Origin of the sequence: Streptosporangium sp. NPDC006013, assembly GCF_040614275.1 — a bacterium.
Taxonomy (GTDB): domain Bacteria; phylum Actinomycetota; class Actinomycetes; order Streptosporangiales; family Streptosporangiaceae; genus Streptosporangium.
In genome coordinates this window covers 1-3,834 of sequence record NZ_JBEXUE010000708.1, presented here as the reverse complement: position 1 = coordinate 3,834, position 3,834 = coordinate 1, and the positions used below count along the sequence as shown (strand labels likewise).

The 3,834-nt window shown below is 71.3% G+C and carries 3 protein-coding genes; 2 read left to right on the top strand and 1 reads right to left on the bottom strand.

What is annotated here, in order from left to right:
* Positions 1 to 1,613, top strand: a 1,613-nt coding sequence (locus tag ABZ260_RS48265) for an AAA family ATPase (protein WP_355631925.1), incomplete at its 5' end; no start/stop codon positions are given.
* A gap of 205 nt (positions 1,614 to 1,818) precedes the next feature.
* On the opposite strand, the gene ABZ260_RS48260 is transcribed toward ABZ260_RS48265, so the two are convergent.
* Positions 1,819 to 2,367 (bottom strand): hypothetical protein, encoded by a 549-nt coding sequence (locus ABZ260_RS48260; protein WP_355631922.1) that lies wholly within the window; start codon positions 2,365 to 2,367, stop codon positions 1,819 to 1,821.
* Positions 2,368 to 2,847: 480 nt separating this feature from the next.
* Between ABZ260_RS48260 and ABZ260_RS48255 the strand changes: the two genes are divergently transcribed.
* Positions 2,848 to 3,624 (top strand): hypothetical protein, encoded by a 777-nt coding sequence (locus ABZ260_RS48255; RefSeq protein ID WP_355631920.1) that lies wholly within the window; start codon positions 2,848 to 2,850, stop codon positions 3,622 to 3,624.
* Positions 3,625 to 3,834 lie beyond the last annotated feature (210 nt).

The window sequence follows — 3,834 nt, the reverse complement described above, 5'->3', positions numbered from 1 at the left end:
GCTTCGAGGACGAGCACCTTGGGGCCGGCCAGGACCTGGGCGTGGCGAGCCGGATCGTGGCCGCCGAGATCGAGCGCCCCCGCGTCGGGCCGATGCGCGACATCGTGGCCACCATCCAGCCCGAGCAGGACGAGCTGGTCCGTGCCGGGCTTGAGGAGTCGATCTGCATCCAGGGGGCGCCGGGCACCGGCAAGACCGCCGTTGGACTGCACCGGGCCGCCTACCTGCTCTACACCCATCGGCAGCGGCTCTCGCGCACGGGCGTGCTGATCCTCGGCCCCAACCGGGCGTTCCTGAGGTACATCGCGGCCGTGCTCCCGGCGCTCGGCGAGGTCGACGTCGAGCAGACGACCATGGCGGGGCTGCTGGCGAGAGAGCCGCTCAGGGGAGCCGACGGCGAGGAGGCCGCGGCCGTCAAGCACGACGTCCGCATGGCGGAGGTGCTGCGTCAGGCGCTGTACCGGCGGGTGACGGCCCCGTCGGGTCCGATCACCGTCCCCGACGGCTCCCACCGCTGGCGGGTGGGACAGGAGAAGTTCGGTGCCATCGTGGACGCCGTCCTGCGGGAGGCGACCTCGTACGGTGTGGGCCGCGAGCGCGTACTCTCGCGTACCGTGGCCGTCCTGCTTCGGCAGGCGGAGGCACGCGGCCGGAACACGAGCGCCGCCTGGACCCGTGGGATGACCAGGGCCCTCACCGCGCACGTCGACGCGGTGTGGCCCGCCGTCCGGCCAGAGGAGGTGCTGGCGGAGCTGCTCGGCGACCCCGCGGTGCTGGCCGGGGCCGCGGACGGGGTCCTCACCCCCGGCGAGCAGTCGGCCATCCTGTGGACCAGGCCGCCGCGCTCGTTCAGGAGCGCCAGGTGGTCGGCGGCCGACGCCGTACTTCTCGACGAGATCTCGGGCCTGCTGGAGCGCCCTCGCGGATACGGTCACGTCATCGTCGACGAGGCGCAGGACCTCTCACCGATGCAGTGCCGGGCCGTCGCCCGCAGGAGCGAGCACGGCTCGATCACCGTGCTCGGCGACCTGGCGCAGGGCACCACGCGGTGGGCGGCCCGCGGCTGGCGCGAGCACCTGGCCCACCTGGGCAAGCCGGACGCGAAGCTGACCGCCCTGACCACGGGTTTCCGGGTGCCCGCCGCCGTCGTCGCGATCGCCAACCGCCTGCTGGAGGAACTGGCCGTGGACGTGCCCAGGACTCGCTCGTTCCGTACGGACGGCCGTCTCGGGGTCCACCGGACACCCGACCTCGCCGGCACCGCGGTCCGCGCGGTGCGCGACGCGCTCGGCCATGAGGGCTCGATCGCGGTGATCGCCGCCGACGCGGCCCTCGGCGAGCTGGTGACGGCGCTGAGGGCCGAAGGCATCGAGGTCGCCACGCTCGACGACGTCGCCTCCGCGGCCCGCGTCACCGCCGTCCCCGCGGCAATGGCCAAGGGTCTCGAATACGACCACGTGGTGGTGGTCGAGCCCGCCGAGATCGCCGCAGCCGAGACCCGAGGACTCAACCGGCTCTACGTCGTGCTGACCCGGGCCGTCTCGCGACTGGACGTACTGCACACCCGCCCGTTACCCGCCTGGCTCGCGCCACCGGCCGACGTTCAGGAGTGATCGGGAGCACCCGGCCACCGGGGCTTCGGAACGGCCGCGTCCACATCACCGAGCAGGCCGCCGAAGCCCTTCCCCGCCTGGGGGGGCGCGCACGGTCGCGGTCGGCACCGCCGTCACGCATCCGGCCGGCATCGCTCGCTGGTTCACGGCCGCCCTCGAAGACGCCCTACCCCCGGACTGAGCGGAGGCGGCCTCCGCCGGGACGCTAGCCGACGGCGGCGAGGATCCTGTCGAAGGCCGGGGTGAGCCTGCCGGCGGTGGCCGCATCCGCGTTGACCAGATAGACGTTCACCACTCGATCGGCACCTCCCACCAGGCCCTCCACGATGGAACCGTTCCGGTCGCACACGATCGCACCGTCAGCCGCGGCTGAGTCGCCGACCTTGCCGCCGTACTCGGTGCACGTGTCGGTGAAGTCCTTCCTGATCGTGGCCGCATCCGCTCCGGTGGCGACGTCGGCTCGCAGGACCAGCGGATCCGAGCCGTCCTGGGGAGCGTCCGCGGCCGTGTAGAGGCAGGCCGTCACTTTGATCGATTCGGCGGTCTCCAGCGGGTGGTCGTCTTTCCTCTCCTGCAACGCCCAGCTCAGGGATGTGGCCTTGGAAAGGGCTTCCGGAGTGAGCGGGCAGCCGCCCGACGGCTGCGCCTGACCGCCGGGGGATTCACCGGACGCGGCCGGTGACCCGCATCCGGCGAGGAACACGCCGGATGCGACGAGAACCAGCGCTCTCGTAGTGAAGAACCGCACGGCCACGACACCGTCCTTTCGCCTGCCCGCCGGAACGGCCCCCGGCGTTTCAAGGCGGACGTGCCGGGGCCGACCGGGACTTCGCCGGTGAATACGTACGACACGGCGCCTCGGCAATACGATCCGAGTTCGCCGTGGATGAGCAATGACAGCGTGACCGCCGGCAACGTACGCGTCAAGGAGCGCCGGCGCAGTCCGACGGGACACGGTCGCCGGGAGTGCTGTGCAGGCCGTCCGTGACCATGGCGCCGTGATTCACCGCGGCGGTGTAATGGTCGCCGCCGGTTTCGTGGTGGTGACTCGTCTTGGTCCGGACGTCTCGGGTGGCGGGGCGCGCGACACCTGTCAGGTTCTTCACCTCCAGCAGTGGGTTACGTATCAAATGCCCTTTTCATCCCGTTATCGCGATGCGATGGGTTGCTCTTTAATGCTGGAATTCACTGGAATTGAAGGGAGACCAGTGGAACTCCTGTTACGCTCCGGGCCGTGAGTGATTCACTGGACGCGCTGGAACGGCGAATAGCCGACCTCCGCGCCGAGGTGCGACGGGCGGTCAAGGCGAAGGAGAACTCGCTCGCCCGGTCGCTGCGCGGGGAGTTGCGCAGAGCCGAACAGGCATGGGACGCGGCGATAACCTCCGAGGCGCCGACGCCCGCGCGCGAGCCCGAGACCTCGCTGCTGCCCATCAGGGAGCAGGTGCACCAGGCGCTGGCCATGCTGGGCGTGCCGACCTCGGCCAAGCTCATCGTGGCGGTGAACGACGCGTTCTTCTCCCGCGAGCTCCGCGGCTCACAGCTGACCAGCCTGCGCCGAGACGAGGAGCGCTCGTTCCGCGGCGACCCCTACGCCAGGCCGTACTACCTGTGCGCCGCACTGACCGACCGGCTCTCCCCCGCCCGGGGGCTGCTCGCCGACAGCACCTGGCCGGCCGAGTCGCGGGTGCTGGGACCGCTGAGCCCTCGCGTCGACTTCCTCACCTCGACCATGCGCATCGCCGAGCACCTGGCGCGGCTGGCCGAGCCGCCGGCGGGGGCGGTGCGGCTGCTGTCGCGGATGGCGCAGAACATCCCGGGCGCCGTCGAGGGCTTCGCCCCGGCCAACCCCGCGACCGCGATCCGCGCGGCGCGAGCCGAGCTGGAGGTGCACCGGGCCGCTGACACCGCGCAGCGGGCCGAGGTGGCGGTGCGGGCGACGAGGCAACTACCGGACGCCGAGCGCCTGTTCGGCGTCACCGCGATGAACACCTTGAGGGGGGCCTGTTGAAGACCAGGCTGGACGGGGGGACCCGCGCATGAACAGCCTTCGGGAGAGGGCCTTCCTGAACAGGCTTGACGAGCTGCGCGGGACGATGCCCGCCCGCCCGCACGACGCACGGGCCCAAACGTGGTCCATCATTCTCGGTAGGCACAGTGCGACGAAGAGATCACAGTGTGTCAAGGGAGAGAGGACCGGTCGGGACTAAGTGTGCCAGCC